The sequence below is a fragment of the Mesorhizobium sp. M7A.F.Ca.ET.027.03.2.1 genome, assembly GCF_003999175.1.
Classification (GTDB): Bacteria; Pseudomonadota; Alphaproteobacteria; order Rhizobiales; family Rhizobiaceae; genus Mesorhizobium.
This window is the reverse complement of record NZ_RZOM01000476.1, coordinates 1-4,517: the sequence shown is the minus strand read 5'-3', so window position 1 is coordinate 4,517 and position 4,517 is coordinate 1. Positions and strand designations below refer to the sequence as shown.

6 protein-coding genes are annotated in these 4,517 nt (G+C 63.0%); 2 read left to right on the top strand and 4 right to left on the bottom strand.

Translation table 11 applies throughout. From position 1 onward, the window contains the following. Positions 1–675 (bottom strand): LacI family DNA-binding transcriptional regulator (locus EN750_RS20105; protein WP_145967789.1); only part of this gene is annotated, 675 nt, incomplete at its 3' end. Between the two features lie 147 nt (positions 676–822). After that, positions 823–993 (bottom strand): hypothetical protein, encoded by a 171-nt coding sequence (locus EN750_RS39530; protein ID WP_189526335.1) that lies wholly within the window; start codon positions 991–993, stop codon positions 823–825. A gap of 96 nt (positions 994–1,089) precedes the next feature. Between EN750_RS39530 and rsgA the strand changes: the two genes are divergently transcribed. After that, positions 1,090–2,100: a ribosome small subunit-dependent GTPase A gene (gene rsgA, locus EN750_RS20100; protein WP_189526333.1), complete on the top strand. Its 1,011-nt coding sequence runs from the start codon at positions 1,090–1,092 to the stop codon at positions 2,098–2,100. Between the two features lie 26 nt (positions 2,101–2,126). On the opposite strand, the gene EN750_RS20095 is transcribed toward rsgA, so the two are convergent. Next, positions 2,127–2,660 carry a sterol desaturase family protein gene (locus tag EN750_RS20095; RefSeq protein ID WP_127381450.1) on the bottom strand — a complete coding sequence of 178 codons (534 nt, stop codon included), beginning with the start codon at positions 2,658–2,660 and terminating at the stop codon, positions 2,127–2,129. A 173-nt stretch (positions 2,661–2,833) separates the two neighbouring features. On the opposite strand from EN750_RS20095, the gene EN750_RS20090 reads away from it, so the two are divergent. Beyond that, positions 2,834–3,304, top strand: coding sequence for an NUDIX domain-containing protein (locus tag EN750_RS20090; RefSeq protein ID WP_127397441.1), 471 nt, complete (start codon positions 2,834–2,836; stop codon positions 3,302–3,304). A 10-nt stretch (positions 3,305–3,314) separates the two neighbouring features. Here the strand turns inward: EN750_RS20090 and pobA are convergent, their stop codons facing one another. Next, positions 3,315–4,487 (bottom strand): 4-hydroxybenzoate 3-monooxygenase, encoded by a 1,173-nt coding sequence (pobA, locus tag EN750_RS20085; protein ID WP_127397440.1) that lies wholly within the window; start codon positions 4,485–4,487, stop codon positions 3,315–3,317. Between the last annotated feature and the right edge of the window lie 30 nt (positions 4,488–4,517).

Genomic DNA, 4,517 nt, shown 5'->3' with positions numbered 1-4,517 from the left:
GTCCCAGGTGTAATCGCGGGTGCCTTCGATGACGACCGGCTTGAACCCGGCGGTCTCCATCGCGACGATGTAGCTTTCCTGGCGTTCGCCGGAGTTGTGGTTGACGTGTGGGATGTCGAGATAGACCGGCGGCTCACCCGAACGGCAGAGATAGTCGACGATGGTCGAGACGCTCTGCCGGTTGTCGTTGCCGACGAACGGCGTATCGCCCTCGATATAGGTGTCGAAATAGACGATCGGAATGTCCTGCCCGAGCTTGTCGAAGACGCCGCGGTCGGAAGCCAGACCCAGTGGGGCGATGATCGCGCCGGCTACCTTCAGGGACAGCAGCGTCCTGACCGACTCCGCCTCCAGCTTCGGCGAACCATGTGAGGAGATGACGATCGGCCAGTAGCCTTCGTCGCGGCAGCGAAATTCGATGCGGCTGACCATCTCGGCGTAGAACGGATCGGTGATCGTCGGCACGACGATGCCGATGTTGCGGGTGCGCTTGCGGTTGAGATTTCGGGCGAAAAGGTTGGGCTGATAGTCCGAGGAGCGCAGGGCGGCTTCGATGCGCGCCCGCGTCGCCGGCTTCACGCTCGCCGGATCGTCGAAATATTTGGACAGCGTAGGCCGGGACACGCCGCATGCCTGGGCGAAGTCATCCATCGTGCGGTGCGTCTTCTCCGCCATCGATATATTCCTGATCCCCTGCCATGATCGGCCCGCCCCCAGTCATGCGGCCGTTGACCGGATGCGACAATCCTGGATGGAACTTATTCAGTCAATTTTCACAGTTACCAATAGAACCCAGAAATATTGCATGCGTCAAATTATTCGTTAACATTTCAAAACTGAGGCGGCTCGCCGCCGTTTTTTCCCGCCAAACGCTTTCGGATAGCGCTGTTTCGTCGACTTGATCGTCAGTTCGACGATCGAGGGATAGGCTGCAGAAGCTTGCCGCTCGCTCTCGGCTCCGGCCTGCTTGCCAAATGCCGCCATGCCGCCCATACAGCAGGGCAATCGCCCACCCCGTCCGCGCCTCACCTGCCAGGGATACTCTCCAATGTCCGCGACGCCGTGGTCAAAGTCGTGACGGACCACTCCATGCCATCGCTTGCCGGCCTGGGCTGGACGGATTTTTTTGGCGACCAGCTCGAACCCGGCGAAGCCGATCTTGTCCCGACACGGATCGCCACCGTCCACCGCGATCGCCTGACCGGCCTGTCCCAGGCCGGGCCGGTCGATCTGACGCTGCCGGCGCAGGCGAACACCGGCGACTATGCGGTCGGCGACTGGGTACTGGTCGATGGGCATGAACACCTTGTGCAGCGCCGCCTGGTCCGCAAGACGGTGCTGGAGCGCCGCACCCAGGGCGGCAGGGTGCCGCAGCTTGCCGCGGCCAATGTCGACACGCTGTTCATCGTCACCTCGTGCAATGCCGACTTCAATCCCGCCCGGCTCGAGCGTTATCTGGCGCTCGCCAATGAGGCCGGAACGACGCCAGTGATCCTGCTGACCAAGGCCGATACCGCTGAAGACGCCGAGACGTATGCACGGCAGGCTGCCGCGTTGCAGCGTGGATTGCCGGTCGTGACGCTGAACCCCCGGACATCGGATGCGGCGACCGTCCTGGCTGCCTGGTGCGGTGTCGGCCAGACGGTGGCGCTGATCGGCTCCTCCGGTGTCGGCAAATCGACGCTGGTCAACACGCTGGCCGGATCGGGGCAGCAATCGCCGCAGCAGACCGGAGGCATTCGTGAGCACGATGCCAAGGGACGCCACACCACCACGTCGCGATCGCTGCACGCCATTGCCGGCGGCGGCTGGGTGATCGACACGCCGGGAATGCGGACGCTGCAGGTCAGCGACGTCGCCTCCGGTATCGACACGCTGTTTGCCGAAATCACCGAGCTCGCGCCGCTGTGCAAGTTCCGCGACTGCACGCATGTGCATGAGCCGGGCTGCGCTGTGCAGGCTGCCTTGAAGGCCGGGACGCTCGATCCGGAGCGCCTTGCCCGCTGGCGAAAACTGTCCGACGAAAACCAGAACAACACGCCGGCTCAGAGCGGACCCCGCGGAGCCAAGTCTCCCGGAGGTCGCGGGAAGAGGCGTTGAACGATTGGGGTTGATCTGGCCTCGGACTAGAGCCGCGCCGTCCCGAAAACGCGATCCCAGAACGCCGACGTCACACCGAAATTGGCCGCTTCGTCGATGTGGTGATGGACCGCGTGGCGACGCTTGAGCGTGTAGAGATAGCTCGGATGCGCGGGATGCCAGTGATGGATCATGTGGTGGATGCTGATGTACCAGAGGTACCCCAGCATCAACCCGCAGCTTACCGCGCTAGCGGTGGCGAAATCCGAGATCATCCATAGCGGCAGGAACGCGACCAGCGCATGCACCCCGAGGCTGAGCCAGGTCGGCGTGCCCACCGAACTGCGCTCCTCGACATGGTGACGGTCGTGCAGGTCCTTGATGTAGGGAATGTGGTGAAGAACGAACCTGTGCAGCACATACTCGATCAGCGTCCAGAGGCCGAGACAGGCGAGGACCGTGCCTATCCAGCCCGGCGCACCCTCTTCGCCGGCTTCGAGCAGCCCGGCCACTGCCAGCACGGCGATTACCAGCGGATACACGACGAAGTCGCTGTAGTAGCCAATAAGACCGAGTTGCATCGTCACCTAGCCTTCGAGCCGCCAAATAGGCGATGGTATCAGATTGCCGGACTCGCGGGTGAGGTGCAATGCAGCCGCGCCTGACATAGCGTCGCAATCCCTTGGTGCAAGGTTCGCGTCAACGATTCAAGGAACCAGTGGCAGGCTGCCGGCTTCGCAGACGGACATATAAAATGGCAAAACGGAGTGCGGGATTGCTGATCCATCGCCGCGAAGACGGTGGTCTCAAAGTGTTGCTGGTTCACCCGGGCGGCCCCTTCTGGGCGAAGAAGGACGATGGTGCGTGGTCGATACCGAAGGGTCTTGTCGACGAAAACGAGGACGAGTTGACGGCAGCGCAACGCGAGACCGAGGAAGAGCTTGGCGTCAAGGTCGATGGATACTTCACTCGTCTCGGCGACTACAGGCAACCGGGCGGCAAGATCGTCTCGGCCTGGTCCGTCGAGGCGACCATCGACATCGATGTGACCTCCATCAAGAGCAACAGCTTCACCATGGAATGGCCGCCAAGGTCGGGATCCCTGAAGGAGTTCCCGGAGGTCGACAGAGCGGGCTGGTTCACCTTGCCCGAGGCCGAGGTGAAAATCCTCAAGGGGCAGCGCCCGATGCTTTTGGATTTTGCCAGGCAGCAAGGCGCTGGATGATCCGCAGCCCTCAATAAGGCAGGCCGACATAGTTCTCGGCGAGCGCGGTCGATGCGGCGCGCGAGTGCACGAGGTAGTCGAGTTCGGCCTCCTGGATGCGTTGGCCGAAATCGCCGGTGTCGGGAAAACGGTGCAGCATCGTCGTCATCCACCAGGAAAAGCGCACCGCCTTCCAGACCCGTGCCAGCGCCTTGCCGGAATAGGCGTCGATGCCATCATGTGACTTCTCGACGTAGAAGTCGCGCAAACCTGCGAAGAGATAGCGCACGTCGCTGGCGGCGAGGTTGAGGCCTTTCGCCCCGGTCGGCGGTACGATATGGGCGGCGTCGCCAACCAGGAACATCCTGCCGAAGCGCATTGGCTCGGCAACGAAGGAGCGCAGCGGCGCGATCGATTTCTCGAAAGATGGGCCGGTGACGACATTTGCCGCGGTCTGCTCCGGCAAGCGGCGGCGCAACTCGTCCCAGAAGCGCTCATCCGACCACGCCTCCACGCGATCGTCCTGGGGGCATTGCACATAGTAGCGGCTGCGATGCGTCGAGCGCATCGAGCACAGCGCAAAACCCCGCTCGTGATTGGCGTAGACCAGTTCGCGGTCGGCTGGCGGCACCTCGGCCAGCACGCCGAGCCAGCCGAACGGATACTGCCGCTCGAAGATTTTTAGGGTACGCTCGGGCACCGATTTGCGGCTGACGCCATGATAACCGTCGCAGCCGGCAACGAAGTCGCAGTCGATGCAATGCGTGACGCCATCCTTGTCATAGGTGGCGAAAGGCGCGGTGCCGTCGAAATCGTGCAGAGCGACATTTGCCGCCTCGTAGATCGTGGTCAGCCCAGCCGCGTCGCGCTTGTCCATCAAATCATGCGTCACCTCGGTCTGGCCATAGACGGTGACATGCCTGCCGTCGGTCAGCGCCTTGAGGTCGATGGGATGCAAGCGTCCGTCGAAGGCGAGCGAGATGCCAGTATGCGGCAGCCCTTCGGCATGCAGCCTTGCCGCCGCGCCGGCCTGTTCCAGCAATTCGACGGTGCCCTGTTCGAGCACCCCTGCCCGCACGCGGCCAAGCACGTGCTCGCGGCTTGCGCGTTCCAGAATGACCGTCTCGACGCCGATGCCGGCCAGCAATTGCCCAAGCAGCAGCCCGGACGGCCCGGACCCGATGACGACGATTTGCGTGCGCATCAGTGGCCGAGACTTTCGACCTGTGCGGCC